Origin of the sequence: Kosakonia sp. N21 (assembly GCF_050587465.1) — a bacterium.
Taxonomy (GTDB): domain Bacteria; phylum Pseudomonadota; class Gammaproteobacteria; order Enterobacterales; family Enterobacteriaceae.
On sequence record NZ_JBOBHR010000001.1, the window covers coordinates 531,562 to 551,700 of the forward strand.

The following is a 20,139-nucleotide window of genomic DNA, read 5'->3' on the forward strand; positions in this document are numbered from 1 at the left end:
GGAGCACTGACTTTCGGGCCGCGTAGGCCGGAGGAGGCGCAAGCCGCCATCCGGCAAAACGTACCCTACAAACGGTATACACAGATGAAAAAATCCTCCCTCGCCGGAGCGTGTTTACTCGCGCTCTCGCTGATGATGGGGAGTGGGGCGGCACGCGCTGCGACGCCGCCCGACCAGCTCATCATCGGCATGAACATGAACAACCTGCTCACCCTCGATCCGGCAGCCATGACCGGTAACGAAGTGGTCGGGATTGTGGTCAATCTGTATGACTCGCTGGTCGAACTGGATGCCAACGAGCTGACCAACGTCAAACCCGCGCTGGCGGAGTCCTGGGATATCAGCCCGGATGGCAAAACCCTGACCTTCCATTTGCGCAACAACGTCCGCTTTCATTCCGGCAATCCGCTGACCGCAGAGGATGTGGTGTGGTCGATGCGCCGCCTGCTGCATCTCAATCTTGCCCAGGCCTCGGTGTGGAAATCTTACGGCTTCAGCAAAAAGAATATTGATGAGCAGGTCTCCGCGCCGGATGCGTACACCGTGCAAATCCGCCTGCCGAAAGCCAACGATCCGCAACTGGTGATTTACTCGCTGGGGGCGCTGGGCAACCTGGGTGTGCTGGACAGCAAAACGGTGCAGGCGCACGAGGTGAATAATGATTGGGGCAACCGCTGGCTGACCACCAACGAAGCCGGTTCCGGCCCTTTTATGCTGGAAACCTGGCAGGCGAAAGATGTGCTGCGTATGAAGCGCAATCCGCATTACTGGCGCGAAGAGCCGAAACTTAACCGCGTGGTACTGCGCCACTTCCAGGAGTCGCAAACCCTGCGCCTGATGCTGGCCAAAGGCGATCTGGATGTCGCTAACAATATGGCGGTGTCCGACATCAATGCGCTGCGTAAAGATCCCAACGTAACCGTCGAGGCGGTGCAAAAGGGCACGGTCTATTACGTGGCGATGAGCATGAAAGAGCCGCACTTTGCCAACCCGAAAGTGCGCGAAGCGGTGCGTTACCTGATTGACTACCAGGGCATCAATAAAGCGCTGATGCCGGGCTATGGCGTCCTGCACCAGCGCCCGATCAAAGCCGGGATGCCATCAACACTGCCGGATCCTGGCTACCGGCTGGATATTCCGCGGGCGAAAAAACTGCTGGTGGAAGCCGGTTATCCGAACGGTTTTGACACCACGTTACGCGTACTCGCCGATCAACCGTTTCTCAATATCGCCATTGCGGTGCAGTCGACGCTGATGCAGGCCGGTATCAACGCCAAAATCGTGACCGGTACCGGCAACCAGATTTACGGCGCGATGCGTGAACGTAAATTCGACATGCTGGTCGGTCGCGGTGGCAGCGGGGTCGAGCCCCATCCGCACTCCAGCCTGCGTGCGCTGGTCTATAACCCGGACAACAGCGACGAAGCCCGCCTGACCAACTTCCAGGGCTGGCGCACCAGTTTTTACGATAAGCCGCTCAATGAGATGATCGATAACGCCTTGCTGGAGCGCGATCCGCAGAAGCAGAAAGCCGATTACCAGCAAATTCAGGTGCGTTATGACCAGTTGATCCCGGCGCTGATCCCGCTATCGCAGATGGTGGATTCCGTGGTGGTGCGTAACGAAGTGAAAAACTTCCAGTCGCACCCTTCCGCCACCACCTTCCTGCGTGAAGTGTACAAAACCACCGTCAGCGGAGGAGAGAAAGGATGAGTACGCTGCTGCTTGCGCCCGGTTCGCGGGCCAGACGTGTGTCGAAACGGTTGACCCAGGTGATCGTCACCCTGTTCGGGTTGCTGTTACTGACCTTTTTTATCGGTCGTGTGATGCCTATCGATCCGGTGCTGGCCATTGTCGGCCCGGATGCCGATCACAGCACCTACCAGCAGGTTTACCAGCAACTGGGGTTTGATAAATCGCTGATGACCCAGTTTGGTATCTACCTGAACAACCTGCTGCATGGGGATTTGGGCAATGCGCTACTGACCGGCAAACCGGTGATGGACGATATCGTGCGCGTTTTTCCGGCGACGCTGGAGCTGGCGACGATGGCGATTATCGTCGGTGCCGGGTTAGGTATTCCACTGGGTGTACTGGCTGCCGCTCGTCGGAACTCGCTTTCTGACTATGTGGTGCGCATTATCAGCCTGGCCGGTTACTCCACTCCTATCTTCTGGGTCGGCATGATGGGGTTGTTGCTGTTTTATGCCTGGCTCGGTTGGGTGGGCGGTGCAGGGCGGTTGGATCTGGGGCTGGATGGCGTTGTAGCGCACCGCACCGGGCTGATTACCGTCGATGCGCTGCTGGCAGGCAACGGGCAGGTGTTCTGGAATGCGTTAAATCATCTGGTGCTTCCGGCATCGCTGCTTGGCTTCCACTCACTGGCTTACATCAGCCGCATGACCCGCAGCTTTATGCTGGCGCAACTGTCGCAGGAGTTCATTATCACCGCGCGGGTGAAGGGGCTGACCGAGCGGCAGGTGATCTGGAATCACGCCTTTCGCAACATTCTCGTGCAGTTGTTAACGGTGGTGGCGCTGGCGTACGGCTCGCTGCTGGAGGGGGCGGTACTGATCGAAACGGTCTTCTCGTGGCCGGGGTTCGGCTCCTACCTTACCGGCAGTTTACTGCTTGGCGATATGAATGCGGTGATGGGCTGCGTGCTGCTGGTAGGGGTGATTTTTGTGCTGCTCAATTTGCTCTCCGACATGCTGTATCAACTCTTTGATCCGAGGACGAAATCATGACGGTCTCTTTTGATACGCCGGTTTCCTCAGCCCGCCACGAACGCACCCTGCGGCTCAAACGGGGAGTGGGGCGCGCGGCGGGTTTCCTCGGCAAGATGGCGCGTAACCCGCTCACGGCGATTGGCGGCAGCATCATCTTGCTGTTGTTGATGGTGGCGATTTTTGCGCCGTGGATTGCGCCCTATAACCCGCTGGTGCAGGACCTGGACAGCGCGCTCTCTCCGCCGAATGCGGCGCACTGGTTCGGCACCGACGAGTTTGGCCGCGACATCTTCAGCCGCCTGGTCTATGGCTCGCGCATCACGCTCTATATCGTGCTGCTGGTCTCGGTCACCGTCGGGCCTCTGGGACTGCTGCTGGGCGTGAGCGCCGGGTACTTTGGCGGCAAAGTCGATATGGTATTGATGCGCGTGACCGACATTTTTATCTCTTTCCCGAGCCTGGTGCTGGCGCTGGCGTTTGTCGCCGCACTTGGCCCTGGTCTTGAGCATGTGGTGATTGCTATTACGTTAACCGCCTGGCCGCCGATTGCGCGTCTGGCGCGGGCGGAGACGCTCTCTTTGCGTCAGGCTGACTTTATTTCCGCGGTGCGCTTACAGGGGGCTTCCCCACTGCGGGTGCTGTGGCGTCACATTGTGCCGCTGTGTTTGCCGTCGGTGATTATCCGCATCACCATGAACATGGCCGGGATCATTTTGACCGCCGCGGGGCTCGGCTTTTTAGGCCTTGGCGCGCAACCCCCGGAACCGGAGTGGGGCGCGATGATCTCCAGCGGACGGACGTACATGATGGAGTGCTGGTGGGTAGTGACCATTCCGGGGCTGGCGATTTTGATCAACAGCCTGGCGTTTAACTTCTTGGGAGACGGCTTACGTGACATCCTCGATCCTCGCAGCGAATAATGCACCGCTTCTCGATGTGCGCAATCTGCATGTTGATTTTGTCAACGGAGGCGCGATCACCCATGCGGTGCGCGGCGTCTCTTTTACCCTCGGCCAGGAAAAACTGGCGATTGTCGGCGAGTCGGGTTCCGGCAAGTCCACCGTCGGGCGCGCGCTGTTGCGTCTGCATCCGGCCAAAGCGCGCATTCGCGCGGATGCCATGCAGTTTGGCGACGTGGATTTGCTGAAGGTGGACGAAGCGCACATGCGCAGCGTGCGCGGCAAACGCATCTCGATGATTATGCAGGATCCAAAATATTCGCTGAATCCGGTGGTCTGCGTGGGCGATCAGATTGCGGAAGCCTGGTTGACGCATCACCCGGGGAAAAAAGCCGAGGCGAAAGCGAAGGTACTGGAAATGCTGGATGTGGTGCGTATTCGTCAGCCGGAGCGTGTATATCACCTCTATCCTCACGAGATCTCCGGCGGCCAGGGGCAACGTATCATGATTGCGATGATGCTGATCACCGACCCGGAACTGGTGATTGCCGATGAACCCACCTCGGCGCTGGATGTGTCCGTGCGTTTGCAGGTACTGGGGTTGCTTGACGATCTGGTGAAATCACGCGGGCTGGGGCTGATTTTTATCAGCCATGATATCAATCTGGTACGCAGCTTTTGCGACCGCGTGCTGGTGATGTACGCCGGGCGCGTCGTGGAATCCATTGCGGCGAACGATCTGGATAACGCCCAACACCCGTACACGCAGGGGCTGATTCACTCTCTGCCGGAAATTCACAACCGCCGTCCGGTGCTGCCCGTGTTGCAGCGCCAGGCCAGCTGGCTGGGCGAGTAAGGAGGGTAAGATGATTACTGTGCAAAATCTCAACCTGGCGTTCGGGGAAGGGGAAAAGCGTAACCAGGTACTCAGCGATGTCAGCTTCTCGGTGCAACAGGGGGAGATTTACGGCCTGGTGGGAGAGTCCGGTTCGGGTAAGACCACGGTGCTGAAGTGTCTGGCCGGGCTGTTCACGCATTGGGAAGGGGCGCTGGCGATTAATCAGCAGCCGCTGGAAAAGCGTCTCAGCCCGCCGCGTTGCCGACTGGTGCAGATGGTTTTTCAGGATCCCTATGGCTCGCTGCACCCGCGGCATACCATTGGCGATATTCTTGAAGAGCCGCTGCAAATCCACGGCATTCATGACAGAGACCGGCGGATCAACACACTGCTGGATAAGGTGGGGTTAAGTCGTGCTTTTCGCGATCGTTACCCGCATCAACTGTCCGGCGGGCAGCGCCAGCGTGTGGCTATTGCCCGGGCATTGATCCTCGAACCGCGTGTACTGCTGCTGGATGAGCCAACGTCGGCATTAGATGTGTCCGTGCAGGCGGAGATCCTCAATCTGCTGGCGGCGCTGCATCAGGAGTCGCAACTGACCTACCTGATGGTGACGCACGATCTGGGGGTCATTGCTCATTTGTGCCAGAAAGTGGCGGTGATGCAGTATGGCAAAATCCTCGAAACGCTCACGGTGGATGCGCTGGTCAGCGGCGCGGCGCAAACGGCGTATACGCAGATGCTGGTGAACGCCAGTCAGCAGTACAGCCGCGAAATGGCGCGGGAAGTGGCGGCGTATTGATGATCCGTCAGGCCGGACTGGCGCTGCCACCCTCCGGCCTGAAAACGCCCGCTAGCGCAATAACGGGCAATCCGGCGGTAACCGGCACTGCAAGGCGCCGGGGAGCACTTCAATGCGGAAATGCTCCCCGCGCAGCGGTTCACCGTCGAGATTAAAGGTCAGTTCGTGGGGGGCCTTCACCTCAAACCAGGCCGATTTTCCGTCAACAATATGCGGATTATCATCCGGTTGCGTTAACGTGGTGAACAGCGCAGGCAGGAGCTCATCGCCGGTAAAAATACGCAGTTGCAATAACCCATCGTTAATCAGCGCCTGTGGGCAAAGCTGCTGCCCGCCACCTGCCTGGCGACCATTGCCGATGCCAATCACCAGCGCATCGCCCTGCCAGTGAAAATTGTCGCCACGAATTTCGCAGCGATCCGCTTTCAGCATGTCTATGCGCATCAGACCGTGGATCAGATAGGAGACACCCCCGAGGGCGGCTTTGAGTTTTTCCGGTGTTTCGCTGGTAATGCGGGTGCCAAAGCCGCCGGTCGCCATATTGATAAAGCAGGTTTTATCGTTAACCCTGGCGATATCCACCGGCACCGCTTTGCCGACAATCGCCAGCTGCAATGCTTTGTCCAGCGCGTCCGGAATGGCGGCGCTGGTAGCAAAATCATTGGCGGTGCCGAGCGGTAAAATGCCCAATGCCGGAACATGCTCCCCTGCGCATTCCACCAGAGCGGTGGCCACTTCGTTAATGGTCCCGTCGCCGCCACCCGCGATCACCGTTGCGACGCCGAGCTGCTGCGCCTCTTTCACGTAACGTGCGGCATCGCCTTTTTCCCAGGTCACCCGCACCTGAATAGCCATACCTTCATTGCGCAGCAGCGTTATCGCTTCGCGCAGCGTTTCGTCACCGGCGCTTTTACCGTTGAGGATCAATAAGCTTGTGGGAAATTCATGCATCCTTTTTCACCCTGGCTGAACAACATCAGCAAAGTGTATGTCAGGAAACGGGGATGCGGAGGAAAAGCGGAATAATGGAGAAAAAAAATCAGCCTGCGTAAGGGAGATTACACAGGCTAAGGAGGTGGTTCCTGGTACAGCTAGCATTTATGGGTTATGTTTTTCAGCGAGGTGGATAATACCCATATTAACCGCAACGGTATGTGATCCGATTCTAAGAATCTTATCCTGCAATAAATAACCGTGCTTAACTATCCAGGACGCTGCTCAGGCGTGCGGATTTCGCGTTGACTGACCATCAAAATTGCGCATTAACAGAGCATATTCCAGCGCCATATCTTCCGGTACCGGCAGCCAGACGGTATAACCGTCGCCGGGTGCCACCGGCATCGCTTCGCCTTTGGCGTTTTCCATCTGTTCCAGCGTGAAGTTAACGTTGCCTTGCGGCGTCATCAGTTCCAGGCTGTCGCCAACGGAGAACTTGTTTTTCACCGCAACCGCGGCGAGATGGCCTTTGCGCTCGCCGGTGAACTCACCGACAAACTGCTGGCGCTCGGAGACGGAGTAGCCGTATTCGTAGTTCTGGTAGTCATCGTGGGTGTGGCGGCGCAGAAAACCTTCGGTATAGCCACGGTGCGCCAGACCTTCCAGCGTTTCCAGCAGCGAGGTGTCGAACGGTTTCCCGGCGGCAGCGTCGTCAATGGCTTTACGGTAGACCTGCGCAGTACGGGCGCAGTAATAGAACGACTTGGTGCGGCCTTCGATTTTCAGCGAGTGCACGCCCATTTTGGTCAGGCGCTCAACGTGGGCAATGGCGCGCAGATCTTTGGAGTTCATGATGTAGGTGCCATGCTCGTCTTCAAAGGCGGTCATATACTCGCCCGGACGCTGCGCTTCCTCAATCATAAACACTTTGTCAGTGGGCGCGCCGACACCCAGCGTCGGTTCAATGTTCTGCACCGGGATCGGTTCGTGAACATGCACGATATTACCGATAGCGTCTTCTTTGCCTTCCTGCACGTTGTATTCCCAGCGGCAGGCATTGGTGCAGGTGCCCTGGTTCGGATCGCGCTTGTTGATATAACCTGAGAGCAGGCAGCGGCCGGAGTAGGCCATGCACAGCGCGCCGTGAACAAAAATCTCGATTTCCATTTCCGGCACCTGGGTGCGGATCTCTTCAATTTCTTCCAGCGACAGTTCGCGGGAGAGGATCACACGCGTCAGGCCCATCTGCTGCCAGAATTTTACCGTCGCCCAGTTCACGGCGTTCGCCTGAACGGAGAGGTGGATCGGCATCTGCGGGAAATGTTCTCGTACCAGCATGATAAGCCCCGGATCGGACATAATCAGCGCATCCGGCCCCATATCCACCACCGGTTTTAAGTCGCGGATGAACGTTTTCAGCTTGGCGTTGTGCGGGGCGATATTCACCACCACGTAAAACTGCTTGCCCAGCGCATGGGCTTCGTTAATGCCGATTTGCAGGTTTTCGTGGTTGAATTCGTTATTGCGCACCCGCAGTGAGTAACGCGGCTGGCCAGCATAAACGGCGTCCGCGCCGTAAGCGAAAGCGTAACGCATATTTTTCAGCGTTCCCGCCGGGGAAAGGAGTTCCGGTTTAAACATGATGGTCTCATTCTGATGACAGGTCAGATAGCCTCACCGGGGTGAGGCTGCAGGGGAGTTCCCCTGATTTCAGGGCGGGAATTGTAGCGCCGGGGGGAGGGGGAGTAAACCTGTGCGTCAATCCACGCGTAAGTATTTACCGTCGGCGCTGACGTTATGACCAAAACCGCAGTTCATCGGGTCATCGGCATCGGTTTTTGCATTTAGTGTTTGCTTGTCTGCCGACAGCGTCAGCGAAATGGTGCAGTGCGCAATATCTTCATCGTCGTGCAGGTTGATGTCGCCTTTATTCTGTTTGAAGGTCACTTTCTCCGAGAATTCACCGATATTTGGCCCGTAATAGAGTCCCATAAGACCGAACGCGTAACCCGCCCAGTCGGCCTGATAGCGGTCATTGCCTTCTGCTTTCAGGGTCAGTACTTCCCACTCACCACGCCCGGCATATTGCCAGTATTCGCCAGCGGCGGACGTCGGTTTTGGCAGCGCGAGTAGCTTGTCCTGAATACGCGAAAGGTTATATTGCGACTTCTGATCGTCCGGCATGATTTGCAGCCAGGCTTGCGCTTTGCGGTATTCGCCCTGGCGGATAAACGTCAGCGCCACGTTATTGTAAGCGGTGGCTATCAGTACCTCATTGGGCTGATTTCCGCCGTATTCACACTGTTCAAGCCACGCGGTTTGCTGAATGAACGCCTCCCTCGCTTTGGCGTAGTTTTTGGCCTGATAGAATTGATTGCCCTGTCTGGCGTAATCGTTGATTTTGGCGCAGTCGGCGGCGATTTGCGCCTCGGTGATCTCCGCCTGGCAGCCAAACGCGGCAAACAGCAGCGCCAGCGCGCCGTAACCATATTTCCTCATCATCCTTTACCTTTTATTGACGACGCTATTAGCCGCCTGATCCGTTGTTATCAAACAGTCATTTTCGCGGTTGTCATCATACAGAGGGTAAGGAAATTGTTCGCGGGCAAATACCCTACCAGTAAAGATGGGGCAGACGGGGGAAGCGGCACGGTCAGCCGGTTTGCTGTGGAGAGAGAGCTGATGGGGCGCAATTAAAGAAGCGTTTACAGCACTGGCGCGCAAATAAGCGAGTGTCGGGCGGTTAAGCCCGCCCGACACTCGCGGTTACGCCAGTTTGCAGGCATCCGCTTCCCAGCGATAGCCCACGCCATAGACCGCGCGGATAAAGGACTGTTCTTCATCCAGCGCTTCCAGTTTGCGGCGCAGGTTTTTGATATGGCTATCGATCGTACGGTCGGTCACTACGCGGTAGTCATCGTACAGGTGATTAAGCAACTGTTCGCGGGAGAAGACCTTACCCGGTTCGCTGGAGAGGGTTTTCAGCAAGCGGAACTCAGCGGGCGTCAGATCCAGCAACTTGTTGTGCCAGCTTGCCTGGAAACGCCCCTCATCGACAATCAGCGGGCTTTCGTCGTCCATTGCTTGCAGTTCACGCTGCGGCTTGCAGCGACGCAGAATGGTTTTCACCCGGGCTACCACTTCACGTGGGCTGTACGGTTTGCAGATATAGTCATCCGCGCCAATTTCCAGCCCCAGCAGGCGGTCAATCTCTTCGATTTTCGCTGTCACCATAATGATGGGCACATTGGAGAAACGGCGAATTTCACGGCACAGTGTCAGGCCGTCTGTACCGGGCAGCATCAAGTCGAGCAGGATCAAATCCGGCGGCGTCTGTCGAACATAAGGAAGCACCTGGTCGCCGTGATTGATCAGCGTTGGCGCGTAGCTTGCCGCCCGCAGGTAATCGATCAACAACTGCCCAAGCTTGGGTTCATCTTCCACGATCAGAATGCGCGGCGTGTTTTCGTCAATCGGTAACTCAGTCATACGTCTCTCGATTTTTCGCGTTCAAGCGGTAGTTCAACTGTAATGCTAACCCCGCCAAAAGGCGAGTGCGCGGCATGGATAGCGCCACCGTGCGCTTCCACAATATTCAAACAGATAGCCAGCCCCAGACCTGAACCGCCGCTGGCGCGGTTGCGTGAACCCTCAGTGCGATAAAAGCGCTCAAACAGACGCTTAAGTTGCTCATCGTTCACACCGGGGGCGCTGTCGGCAAAACGCATTACCAGCTTGCCATCCTCGGTGGTGGCCTGAATATGCGTACGGCCGCCGCTGTCGGTATAGCGCAGGCTGTTTTCCAGCAGGTTATTGAAGAGCTGCATCAGACGATCGGGATCGCCAAAGACCGTGGCGCGCGCCGGTGCTTCAAGCGACAGGGTCAGGTTGCGGCTGGCGAAACGCTCGCGGAATGCGCCTGCTGCAATCTCCAGCAGCGTAATCACATCCACCGGCGTGCGCTGATACGCCAGCGCGCCTTCATCGGACATCGAAAGCTGGTGCAGGTCGTCCACCAGTTTGGTGAGCGTGCCGACCTCCGCCTGCAAGGATGCCACCGACTCCGGGGTGAATTGCCGTACGCCGTCCTGGATCGCTTCCAGCTCGCCGCGCAATACCGCCAGCGGTGTTCGCAGTTCATGGGAGATGTCCGCCATAAAATCGCGGCGCATCTGCTGGTTTTTTTCCAGCGTGCTGGCGAGCTGGTTAAAGTCCCGCGCCAGCCGGCCTAATTCATCATGGCTACCGGGGGTGACACGGGTGGTGAAATCCCCGGAAGCCAGCTTATGCGTCCCTTCGACCAGCCGTTTGACCGGTGCCAGCAAGCCCCTGGCCAGCGGGAAGGTCGCGATAGCGGCCAGCAAGGTGGCAAGCCCGACAATCAGCCAGCTGGTGCGCCGTTGTTGGCGGTCAAAATTAATATCGGTATTGCGCGTCAGGCGCTCAATCGGTGAAGCAATCACCCAGCCGACCGGTTGGTTATTCACCACAATCGCCCGGCGTGTGCCATCCTCCGGCACCGGTGAGCGTGGCCCCACCAGCACCTGGGATTGTTGATCAACCACCCAGAACTGGGTGCGCCAGCCGTGCGGCGGCATGCCTGGCGGCCCTCCCGGTGGACCTGGTGGGCCCGGTTCTCGCTCCGGTTCATCGTCGGGGCGGGGGGGCATTTCGTGATCCATGCCAGGCCCGCCATTATTACGACCCGGCCCGCCAGCGCGGTCGTCTTCGTGCTCATTATCTCTTTCGAACGAGCGCAGGATCTGAAAAATGACCCGATCGTTATTGCGCAAAAACTGCCAGCTACCATTCTGGGCATATTGTTCGGCCAGCGAGTCGCTCAGCATCTGCAAACGCTGCTCGTTACCGCGCTTGATATAGTCGATAAAGCCGCGTTCGAAGCTGATGCGCACCGCCCAATGCATGGTGATGAGCAACACAATGCAAGTGGTTAAAATTGCCAGAAACAGCTTGGCCGTGATGCCCGGCCGCCAGAATGTCATGATTCTCTCCTTTTGCGACGGGCAATGACGACGTTCTTGCTGGCATCATCCGGGACGCGGGCAAAGAGTAACGCCGGAAGTGCAATCACCACCGCCATACTGAAGTAAGCGTAAAGAAAAACGTGGTGCGCCACGCCGCTGTCCGCCGACAAATGCTGCGAACCAAATAAGCCCAACAGCAACCCGGCAACGGTCACGCCGATACTCATCGACAGTTGCATCACCATCGACAGCAGACTGTTGCCGCTGCTGGCCAGCTCATCCGGCAGATCTTTCAGCGTCAGGGTATTCATTGAGGAGAAACGCATGGAGTTGATCATCCCCTGGCAGAACAGCACCACCGGTAGCACGTAGTACCAGCCCAGCAGGGCGGTGGTCATAAACAGCAGGCTTATCAAGGCAAGGCCCAGCGTGGAGCAGACCAGCACCCGGCGGTAACCGAACCGGTTCACCACCTGCACGACAATGCGTTTCATGCCCATGCTGCCCAGCACCATCGGGATCATCATTAACCCGGCGTGAAAAGGCGAAAACCCGAGGCCGATTTGCAAAAATACCGGTGTCATAAACGGCAGCATGCCGCTACCTATACGCCCGGCGAAACTGCCCGATAGCCCGAGCGAGAACGAAGGTGTGCGGAACAGGCGCAGGTTAAACAATGCGCCATCGTTGCCTTTTGCATGCAGCAGATAGGTAATAAGCGCTACCGCGCCAACGCCTACCAGCAGGCCCAACATCCACGGCGACAGCCCCAGACCTTTATGCCCGTCGAGCGCCAGCGTCAGCGTCGCCATGCCGCAGGCCAACAGCACAAATCCCACCATATCAAAGCGGCGGGTTTGCAGGGTGTAGTTCGGCATCAGGCTCAGGGTGGCGATAGCCCCGATGATCCCCACCGGCAGATTAATCAGGAAGATCCAGTGCCAGGAGGCATACTCCACCAGAATCCCACCCAGCGCCGGGCCAACCAGCGGGCCAATCTGCCCCGGTAGCGTGACAAAGGTCATCGCCGCCATATAGTGATCGCGCGGGACGATTTTCATCACCGTCAGCCTGCCGACCGGCACCATCATCGCGCCGCCAACCCCTTGCAGTACGCGGGCCATAACCAGTTGGTCCAGCGTGGAAGCCTGCGCGCAAAACAGTGAGCCGGTCGTAAACAGCACAATGGCGATAAAAAAGATGTTGCGCACGCCTACCCGATCCGCCAGCCAGCCGCTGGCCGGTAGCATGACGGCTACCGTCAGCACATAGGACACCACCACCATATGCATATGCAGCGGACTCTCCCCCAGACTTTTCGCCATCGAGGGGAGGGCGGTGTTCACAATAGTGGTATCCAGCGACTGCATAAAAAAGCCAAAGGCGACGATCCATAGTTGCCAGCGGATGTTTTTGGGTAGTTCATTCATTCACTAACTGGCTCTCTCTCTTTACGGCTAAAACGCATGCGCAGACGGTCAAAGAACAGATAGACCACCGGCGTTGTGTACAGGGTCAGCAACTGGCTCATCACCAGACCGCCCACGATAGTGATACCGAGAGGCTGACGCAATTCGGAACCGTCTCCGCCGGAGATAACCAGCGGCAGCGCGCCAAACAGCGCCGCCAGCGTCGTCATCATGATGGGGCGAAAACGCAACAAACAGGCCTGGAAGATAGCGTCTTCTGCGCTAAGGTTACCCTGACGCTGCGCTTCAAGGGCGAAGTCGACCATCATAATGGCATTTTTCTTCACAATCCCGATCAACAACATAATGCCGATAAGCGCAATTAAGCTAAAGGGCGCGTTAAACAGCTCCAGCGCCAGCAACGCGCCCACGCCCGCCGAAGGCAGTGTTGAGAGAATGGTCAGCGGATGCACATAGCTTTCGTAGAGGATCCCCAACACGATATAGACCGTCGCAATCGCCGCCAGAATCAGGATCACCTGTGAGTTCATGGTTTGCTGGAAGATCTGCGCGGTACCGGCAAAACTCCCGCGCACGGTTGACGGCACGCCCAGTTGGGTCATTGCGCGGTTGATCGCATCGCTGGCTTCCGATAACGACGACCCGGTCGGCAGGTTAAAGGCGATGGTCGACGCGGCGGATAAACCCTGATGATTCACCGACAGCGGCGCGTTGGCCGGAAGCCAGTGGGCGAAGTAGGAGAGCGGGATCGATTTGCCCTCGCTGTTAATCACATACATTTTATCCAGTGCGCTAACGTCCTGGGTGTAACGCGGATCGACTTCCATCACCACTTTGTACTGGTTTAACGGCTGGTAGATAGTCGAAATCTGCCGCTGGCCGAAGGCGTTATTCAGCAGGCTGTTGGTCTCTTCGACGCTGATCCCGAGACGCGACATGGTGGCGCGATCGTAAACCAGGTTCATCTCTGCCCCGTTATCCTGCTGATCGGAGTTGACGTCTGCCAGTTGCGGCAGGGCGGCGAGGGCTTTACGGATCTTCGGCTCCCACTCACGCAGGGCGCTGAGATCATCCGACAGCAGCGAGTACTGGTAACTGGCGTTCGCCTGCCGACCGCCAACGCGAATGTCCTGCACGGCCACTAAAAACAGGCTGGCGCCCGGCTCTTTCGCCAGTTTGCCGCGCAGGCGATCAATCACCTGCTGGGCGGTTTCATGGCGCACACCGCGGGATTTCAGCGTAATAAACATCATGCCGCTGTTTACCCGCGAGCCGCCGGTAAAGCCGGTGACATTATCCACTGCCGGATCGTCGCGGATGATTTTCATAAAATCCTGCAACTTCACGCGCATCGCCTGGAAGGAGATGCTCTGATCCGCCTGGATGCCGCCCATCAGCACGCCGGTGTCTTGCTCCGGGAAGAAGGTTTTGGGTATGGTGATGTACATCCAGATATTCAGCGCGATGGTGGCAAGCAGCACCAGGCCGACGAGGCGGGCATGGTTAAGCACCCATTTCAACGAGCGCGCATACTGCTGTTGCAGCGCAATCAACAGGCGGCCTACGCCACGTTCGCGGGTGCGTTCGCGAGGTTTATGGCTCTTCAGCAACCAGCCGCACATCATCGGCGTTAATGTCAGGGAGATGGCCAGCGAAATGCCAATCGCCACGGACAGCGTGACGGCGAACTCCCGTAACAGTCGACCGGGTAAACCGGCCATCAGCAGCAACGGCAGGAACACCGCCACCAGCGAGACGCTCATGGAGAGAACGGTAAAGCCCACTTCCCGTGTCCCCTGAAGCGCAGCCTGAAGCGGTTTTGTTCCCGCTTCAAGGTGCCGCGAGATATTCTCCAGCACCACAATCGCGTCATCCACCACAAAACCGGTGGCAATGGTCAGTGCCATCAGTGACAGGTTATTGAGGCTGAATCCGCACAGGTACATAGCGGCAAACGTGCCGATCAGCGAAACCGGCACGGCCACCGCCGGGATCAGCGTCGCTCTGCCGGAGCGCAGGAACAGGAACACCACAAGGATCACCAGTGCCACAGAGATCACTAAGGTCTGCTCCACTTCCGCCAGCGAGGCGCGGATAGTGGGGGAGCGATCCTGGGCGATTTGTAAATCGATGGCCGCCGGAATGGTCTTTTGCAAACCGGGTAAGCGAGCGCGAATGCTGTCCACGGTTTCGATGATATTGGCTTCCGGTAATTTGCGGATCATCAGCAAAATCGCCGGCTTGGCGTTGGTCATCCCGGCGTTGCGAACATCCTGCACCGAATCGTTGACCGTTGCGACATCGCTTAAACGCACCGCCGAGCCGTTTTTGTAATGAATGATCAACGGTCGGTATTCGGCGGCGGTTTTCAACGCATCGTTGGTTTGTACCTGCCAGCGGTGCGCGGTATCTTCCACCGCACCTTGCGGTCGCCGCACGTTGGCGTTGCTGATAGCGGTGCGAACGGAATCCAGCGATACGCCCTGGTTAAACAGCGCCTGCGGGTTCAACCCAACGCGCACCGCAGGCAGGGAACTCCCGCCAACGTCCACATCCCCCACACCCTGAATCTGCGCGATGGTTTGCGCCAGTTGCGTGGAGGCAAAATCGTACAGCTCGCCCTGCGAATAGGTGTCCGACGTTAGCGTCAGGATCATAATCGGCGCATCGGACGGGTTAGCCTTGCGATAGGTCGGTCGGCTTGACATACCGCTTGGCAGCAAACTTTGCGCTGCGTTTATCGCCGCTTGCACATCGCGCGCGGCACCGTTGATATCACGGTCGAAGTTAAACTCCAGAATAATACGCGTACTGCCCAGCGAGCTGGTGGAGGTCATTTCGCTGACCCCGGCAATGCGCCCGAGCGAGCGTTCCAGCGGGGTGGCGATCGATGACGCCATGGTTTCCGGCGATGCCCCGGAGAGCGATGCGCTGACCATGATCACCGGAAAATCTACCTGCGGCAGCGGGGCGACCGGCAACAACCGGAAGCCGAGTATGCCGCACAGGGTGATGGCCAGTGAGATCAGGATCGTCGCCACCGGGCGGTAAATGAAGAGGGCGAAAAACTTCACTTACGCCTCCTCCTCATGCCGGGGGAAACGCTGTTTTGCCCACAATGCCAGTCGGTCAAACAGCAGGTAGATAACCGGCGTGGTGAACAGCGTCAGCACCTGGCTGACCAGCAGCCCGCCGACCATGCCAATCCCCAGCGGGCGGCGTAACTCCGCGCCAACACCGGTACTCAGCATCAAAGGCAGCGCACCCAGCAGGGCGGCCAGCGTGGTCATCAGAATCGGGCGAAAACGCAGCAGGCAGGCCTGGAAAATGGCATCGCGCGGCGACATCCCCTCTTCGCGTTCGGCGGCGAGGGCAAAGTCGATCATCATGATGGCGTTTTTCTTCACAATCCCGATCAACAGAATGATGCCGATGATGGCAATCACATCCAGCTCGCTCCCGGCAATCAGCAACGCCAGCAGTGCGCCCACGCCCGCTGTGGGCAGTGTCGACAGAATCGTAATGGGGTGAATAAAGCTCTCATACAGTACGCCGAGCACGATGTACATCGCCGCCACGGCGGCCACAATCAGCCAGACGGTACTGCCAAGCGCGGCCTGGAACGCCAGCGTACTTCCCTGGAACTGTGTGGTGATCGAGGTCGGGAAGTTGAGGGTTTTTTCACTCTCCATCACCGCCTGCACCGCATCTCCCAGCGAATAACCGTCCGCGACGTTAAAGGAGATGGTCGTGGAGGGGAATTGATCCAGGTGGTTGATACTCAGCGGGGCATAGCGCTGCTCGACTTTCGCAATCGACGAGAGGGGCACCACACCGCCATCGGTACTGGTGAGGCGTACGTTATCCAGCGCCGACAGGCCTGGCGTTTGCGCGGTATCGTGTTCCAGCACCACGCGATACTGATTCGCCTGGGTGTAAATGGTTGAAATCAATCGCTGACCAAAGGCGTTGTACAGTGCATTGTCCACATCCGACATGGTGATGCCCAGACGGCTGGCGCTGTCGCGGTCAACGTTGACATACGCCACCAGCCCTTTGTCCTGCCAGTCGCTGCTGACATCAGAAAGCTGCGGCAACGCCTGGAGTTTGCTGACCAGTTGCGGCACCCAGGTACTGAGGGCATCCAGCGAGTTTGCCTGGAGCGTGAACTGATATTGCGTGCGGCTAACCTGCGTGTCGATGGTCAAATCCTGGATCGGTTGCAGGTAAAGCGACACGCCCGGTACGTTGGCTACGGCCTGTTGCAACCGTTCGATCACCGGCTGAACGCGGTCGTCACGCTCATCCAGCGGCTTGAGGTTGATTTGCAGACGCGCGCTGTTCAGCGAGGGGTTTGTGCCATCGACGCCAACAAACGAGGTCAGACTTTCCACCGCCGGATCGCGCAGAATCACATCCGCCACCTGGCGCTGGCGTTCCGCCATGCTGGCAAACGAGGCCGACTGCGGGGCTTGTAAGGTTCCCTGGATGATGCCGTTATCCTGCACCGGGAAGAAGCCTTTCGGGATCACAATCCACAGCATCACGGACAGCAGCAACGTACCGATTGCCACGCTCAACGTCAGCCACGGGTGGTTCAGCACTTTGCTCAGCAAACGCCCGTAACCGGCTATCACGCGCTCAAAGAAACGTTCCGATGCACGAGAAAAGCGGTTCTGCTTACGCAGAGACTCGGCGCTCAGCATGCGGGCGCACATCATGGGCGTCAGCGTCAGAGAGACAATGGCGGAGATCAGGATCGCTATCGCCAGCGTAACGGCGAACTCGCGGAACAGGCGGCCGACGATATCGCCCATAAACAGCAGCGGGATCAGCACTGCAATCAGTGAAAAGGTGAGGGAGATAATGGTAAAGCCAATCTCACCCGCCCCTTTCAACGCGGCGGCCAGCGGTTTTTCGCCTTTCTCGATATAGCGCGAGATGTTCTCAATCACCACGATGGCATCATCCACCACAAACCCCGTGGCGATGGTTAGCGCCATCAGCGTCAGGTTATTGATGGAGAAATCAAGAAACACCATCGCGGCAAATGTGCCCACCAGCGACAGCGGAACGGCGACACCCGGAATAATGGTGGCGGGAATATTTCGCAGGAACAGATAGATGATCATCACCACCAGCGCAATCGCCAGCATCAGTTCAAACTGCGTATCGCTTACCGACGCGCGAATGTTGGTGGTGCGGTCAGATAGCACCTTAACGGTCACCGACTTCGGCAGGCTTTCGGTCAGTTGCGGCAGCAGTGTGCGGATGCTATCTGCGGTATTAATGATGTTGGCGCCCGGCTGACGCTGGACGTTCATCACAATCGCCTGCTGCTTATTGGCCCACGCGCCCAGCCAGCTATTTTCCGCGCCCTGTTCAACGGTGGCGATATCGCCCAGGCGGATTGGCGCGCCGTTCTGGTAGGCAATGATCAACTGGCGATACTCTTGCGCCGACTGCATTTGATCGTTGGCAGACAGCGTGACCGCACGGGCCGGACCGTCCAGACTGCCTTTCGCCGAGTTGACGTTCGCATTGCTGATAGCGGTACGGATGGTTTCGCTGGTCAGCCCGAGCGCCGCAACCGCTTGTGCATTCAGCTTAACGCGTACCGCCGGGCGCTGACCGCCGGACAGCGTCACCAGACCGACGCCAGACACCTGGGAAATTTTTTGGGCGACCCGGGTTTCCACCATATCTTCCACCTGGGTCATTGGCATTGCGGAAGAGGTGACCGCCAGCGTCATAATTGGCGGATCCGCCGGATTCACCTTGCTGTACACCGGTGGGTTAGGTAAGTCCGTCGGCAGCAGGCTGTTGGCGGCATTGATCGCCGCCTGCACTTCCTGCTCGGCCACGTCCAGCGGCAGGGTTAACTGGAATTGCAGCGTAACCACCGACGCGCCGCCCGAGCTCTGCGAGGCCATCTGTTTCAGGCCGGACATCTGGCCGAACTGGCGCTCAAGCGGGGCGGTGACCGCCGACGTCATCACATCCGGGCTGGCGCCAGGGTAGAGGGTGACGACCTGAATGGTGGGGTAATCCACTTCCGGTAAGGCGGAAACCGGCAGAAAGCGATAACCGATAATACCGGCAAGCAGGATCGCCACCATCAGAAGCGTGGTGGCGACAGGACGCATAATAAACAGGCGGGAAGGGCCGCCCGTTCTGCCTGGCGGGAGCAGTTGCATCAGGACTGCGCTCCTTTGGCCGGATGTTCACGTTTCGCCGGCATCTCCTGTGCGCTTTTTGCCTCTACTACTTCTACTTTTGCGCCTTCGGTCAGGCGGTCGATACCGTCAGTAACCACGCGATCCCCGGCGGATAACCCGGCGGCAATGACCACCTTCTGGCTGTCCTGAATACCCGGTGTGACAATGTGTTTGCTGACCTGGCTTTTGTCGTTCAGCACCCAGACGAAGTTGCCTTCATTACCCATTTGCAGGGCGGCGGCCGGGATCACCACGGCATTCTGCTCGGTGGCGACCAGCATCCGGGCGTTGACGAACTGGTTCGGGAACAGCGCGTCATCCTGATTGTTAAAGCGCGCTTTAAGCTTGATGGTGCCGGTGGTGGTATCAATCTGGTTATCCAGACTGAGCAGCGCGCCGGTACTCAACTTCTGTTTGTTGGTGCGATCCCAGGCTTCGACGGCCAGTGATTGTCCGGCTTTTTGCGCCTGCACCACGGTGGCGATATCGCTTTCCGGCAGCGTAAAGACCAGATCTATCGGGTGTGTTTGCGTCAACACCACAATGCCGGTGGTGTCGCTGCTGGTGATCTGGTTGCCGATATCCACCTGTTTTAAACCGACACGACCGGAGATGGGCGCGGTAATGCGGCTCCAGTCGAGCTGAAGCTGCGCACTGGCGACAGACGCTTCATCGGCTTTTACCGTCCCTTCGGACTCGCTGACCAGCGCTTGCTGTGCATCAAGATCCTGGCGGGAGACGAGGCTGGTTTTCACCAGTTGTTGGTAACGGGCGAGATCGCGACGGGCATTCGCCAGCGTGGCTTTATCTTTCGCCAGTTGGCCCTGCGCTTGTGCCAGCGCGACCTTGAATTCACTCGGATCGATTTCCGCCAGCAGGTCGCCCGCTTTCACCTGCTGACCTTCCTGAAAGTGAAGGGCCAGCAACTGACCGCTGACGCGGCTGCGCACCGTTACGGTGTTCACGGCGGTAATGGTGCCAAGGCCGGAGAGATAACGCGGCACAGACTCTGTCGTGGCGACAGCCGCCTGCACGGGCGGCAATGCTCCGCCACGCATACCGTGACGTCCGCCGCCGCCAGGTCCGCCACCCGGTCCGCCGGGACCCGGTTCCTGGGAAGCGGCTTGCCCGGTCGCGGTGGAAGAGGCGTCTTTATGACTGAAGTGATACCAGGCGGCGCCGATCGCCGCGATGACCACGGCCGCGACAATTGCGCGGCGAAACGTAACACTGCCTTTCATCGTAATGCGTATCTCATCCTGAAAACCGTTGCCGGAATAATACTAGTTTAGTAACGGTATG

Annotated in this window: 14 protein-coding genes; 5 read left to right on the top strand and 9 right to left on the bottom strand. The window is 58.1% G+C overall.

Annotated elements, in window-relative coordinates:
- The first annotated feature begins 84 nt into the window (after positions 1-84).
- The 5 genes from ACQ3G7_RS02405 to ACQ3G7_RS02425 are packed head-to-tail and all read left to right on the top strand — an operon-like array spanning position 85 to position 5,268.
- Positions 85-1,713, top strand: a complete 1,629-nt coding sequence (locus tag ACQ3G7_RS02405) for an ABC transporter substrate-binding protein (RefSeq protein WP_430888693.1) — start codon at positions 85-87, stop codon at positions 1,711-1,713.
- Positions 1,710-2,747 (top strand): ABC transporter permease, encoded by a 1,038-nt coding sequence (locus ACQ3G7_RS02410; RefSeq protein WP_430888694.1) that lies wholly within the window; start codon positions 1,710-1,712, stop codon positions 2,745-2,747. Before ACQ3G7_RS02405 ends, ACQ3G7_RS02410 begins: the two co-directional genes overlap by 4 nt.
- Complete coding sequence (locus ACQ3G7_RS02415; protein WP_430888695.1) at positions 2,744-3,649, top strand: ABC transporter permease; 906 nt, start codon at positions 2,744-2,746, stop codon at positions 3,647-3,649. Before ACQ3G7_RS02410 ends, ACQ3G7_RS02415 begins: the two co-directional genes overlap by 4 nt.
- On the top strand, positions 3,621-4,484 hold the full coding sequence (locus ACQ3G7_RS02420) for an ABC transporter ATP-binding protein (protein ID WP_430888696.1): 864 nt from the start codon (positions 3,621-3,623) through the stop codon (positions 4,482-4,484). The genes ACQ3G7_RS02415 and ACQ3G7_RS02420 overlap by 29 nt, the downstream gene beginning before the upstream one ends.
- Positions 4,485-4,494: 10 nt before the next feature.
- On the top strand, positions 4,495-5,268 hold the full coding sequence (locus ACQ3G7_RS02425; RefSeq protein ID WP_430888697.1) for an ABC transporter ATP-binding protein: 774 nt from the start codon (positions 4,495-4,497) through the stop codon (positions 5,266-5,268).
- A gap of 51 nt (positions 5,269-5,319) precedes the next feature.
- Here ACQ3G7_RS02425 and yegS read toward each other — a convergent pair whose 3' ends face one another.
- From yegS to ACQ3G7_RS02470, 9 genes are all read right to left on the bottom strand, one after another.
- A complete protein-coding gene (gene yegS, locus ACQ3G7_RS02430; protein WP_430888698.1) occupies positions 5,320-6,219 on the bottom strand; it encodes a lipid kinase YegS in 900 nt (299 codons plus the stop codon).
- 267 nt (positions 6,220-6,486) lie between these two features.
- A complete protein-coding gene (trhP, locus tag ACQ3G7_RS02435; RefSeq protein ID WP_430888699.1) occupies positions 6,487-7,845 on the bottom strand; it encodes a prephenate-dependent tRNA uridine(34) hydroxylase TrhP in 1,359 nt (452 codons plus the stop codon).
- 117 nt (positions 7,846-7,962) lie between these two features.
- Complete coding sequence (locus tag ACQ3G7_RS02440; protein ID WP_430888894.1) at positions 7,963-8,703, bottom strand: tetratricopeptide repeat protein; 741 nt, start codon at positions 8,701-8,703, stop codon at positions 7,963-7,965.
- A 267-nt stretch (positions 8,704-8,970) separates the two neighbouring features.
- Positions 8,971-9,693, bottom strand: coding sequence for an envelope stress response regulator BaeR (gene baeR, locus ACQ3G7_RS02445; RefSeq protein WP_430888700.1), 723 nt, complete (start codon positions 9,691-9,693; stop codon positions 8,971-8,973).
- Positions 9,690-11,207 (bottom strand): envelope stress sensor histidine kinase BaeS, encoded by a 1,518-nt coding sequence (gene baeS, locus ACQ3G7_RS02450; protein WP_430888701.1) that lies wholly within the window; start codon positions 11,205-11,207, stop codon positions 9,690-9,692. The genes baeR and baeS overlap by 4 nt, the downstream gene beginning before the upstream one ends.
- On the bottom strand, positions 11,204-12,619 hold the full coding sequence (locus ACQ3G7_RS02455) for an MFS transporter (RefSeq protein ID WP_430888702.1): 1,416 nt from the start codon (positions 12,617-12,619) through the stop codon (positions 11,204-11,206). Before ACQ3G7_RS02455 ends, baeS begins: the two co-directional genes overlap by 4 nt.
- Positions 12,616-15,693 (bottom strand): multidrug efflux RND transporter permease subunit MdtC, encoded by a 3,078-nt coding sequence (mdtC, locus tag ACQ3G7_RS02460; protein ID WP_430888703.1) that lies wholly within the window; start codon positions 15,691-15,693, stop codon positions 12,616-12,618. The genes ACQ3G7_RS02455 and mdtC overlap by 4 nt, the downstream gene beginning before the upstream one ends.
- Entirely contained in the window at positions 15,694-18,816 is a 3,123-nt protein-coding gene (locus ACQ3G7_RS02465) for an MdtB/MuxB family multidrug efflux RND transporter permease subunit (protein WP_430888704.1), read from the bottom strand.
- Positions 18,816-20,078, bottom strand: coding sequence for an MdtA/MuxA family multidrug efflux RND transporter periplasmic adaptor subunit (locus ACQ3G7_RS02470; protein ID WP_430888705.1), 1,263 nt, complete (start codon positions 20,076-20,078; stop codon positions 18,816-18,818). The genes ACQ3G7_RS02465 and ACQ3G7_RS02470 overlap by 1 nt, the downstream gene beginning before the upstream one ends.
- Positions 20,079-20,139 lie beyond the last annotated feature (61 nt).

Excerpts from the sequence above, each read along its gene's own strand:
- ACQ3G7_RS02440 (WP_430888894.1), bottom strand. The coding sequence starts at position 8,703 with ATGAGGAAATATGGTTACGGCGCGCTGGCGCTGCTGTTTGCCGCGTTT.
- ACQ3G7_RS02455 (WP_430888702.1), bottom strand. The coding sequence starts at position 12,619 with ATGAATGAACTACCCAAAAACATCCGCTGGCAACTATGGATCGTCGCC.
- ACQ3G7_RS02410 (WP_430888694.1), top strand. The coding sequence starts at position 1,710 with ATGAGTACGCTGCTGCTTGCGCCCGGTTCGCGGGCCAGACGTGTGTCG.
- ACQ3G7_RS02465 (WP_430888704.1), bottom strand. The coding sequence starts at position 18,816 with ATGCAACTGCTCCCGCCAGGCAGAACGGGCGGCCCTTCCCGCCTGTTT.
- ACQ3G7_RS02425 (WP_430888697.1), top strand. The coding sequence starts at position 4,495 with ATGATTACTGTGCAAAATCTCAACCTGGCGTTCGGGGAAGGGGAAAAG.
- ACQ3G7_RS02405 (WP_430888693.1), top strand. The coding sequence starts at position 85 with ATGAAAAAATCCTCCCTCGCCGGAGCGTGTTTACTCGCGCTCTCGCTG.
- yegS (WP_430888698.1), bottom strand. The coding sequence starts at position 6,219 with ATGCATGAATTTCCCACAAGCTTATTGATCCTCAACGGTAAAAGCGCC.
- ACQ3G7_RS02470 (WP_430888705.1), bottom strand. The coding sequence starts at position 20,078 with ATGAAAGGCAGTGTTACGTTTCGCCGCGCAATTGTCGCGGCCGTGGTC.
- ACQ3G7_RS02415 (WP_430888695.1), top strand. The coding sequence starts at position 2,744 with ATGACGGTCTCTTTTGATACGCCGGTTTCCTCAGCCCGCCACGAACGC.
- trhP (WP_430888699.1), bottom strand. The coding sequence starts at position 7,845 with ATGTTTAAACCGGAACTCCTTTCCCCGGCGGGAACGCTGAAAAATATG.
- baeR (WP_430888700.1), bottom strand. The coding sequence starts at position 9,693 with ATGACTGAGTTACCGATTGACGAAAACACGCCGCGCATTCTGATCGTG.
- baeS (WP_430888701.1), bottom strand. The coding sequence starts at position 11,207 with ATGACATTCTGGCGGCCGGGCATCACGGCCAAGCTGTTTCTGGCAATT.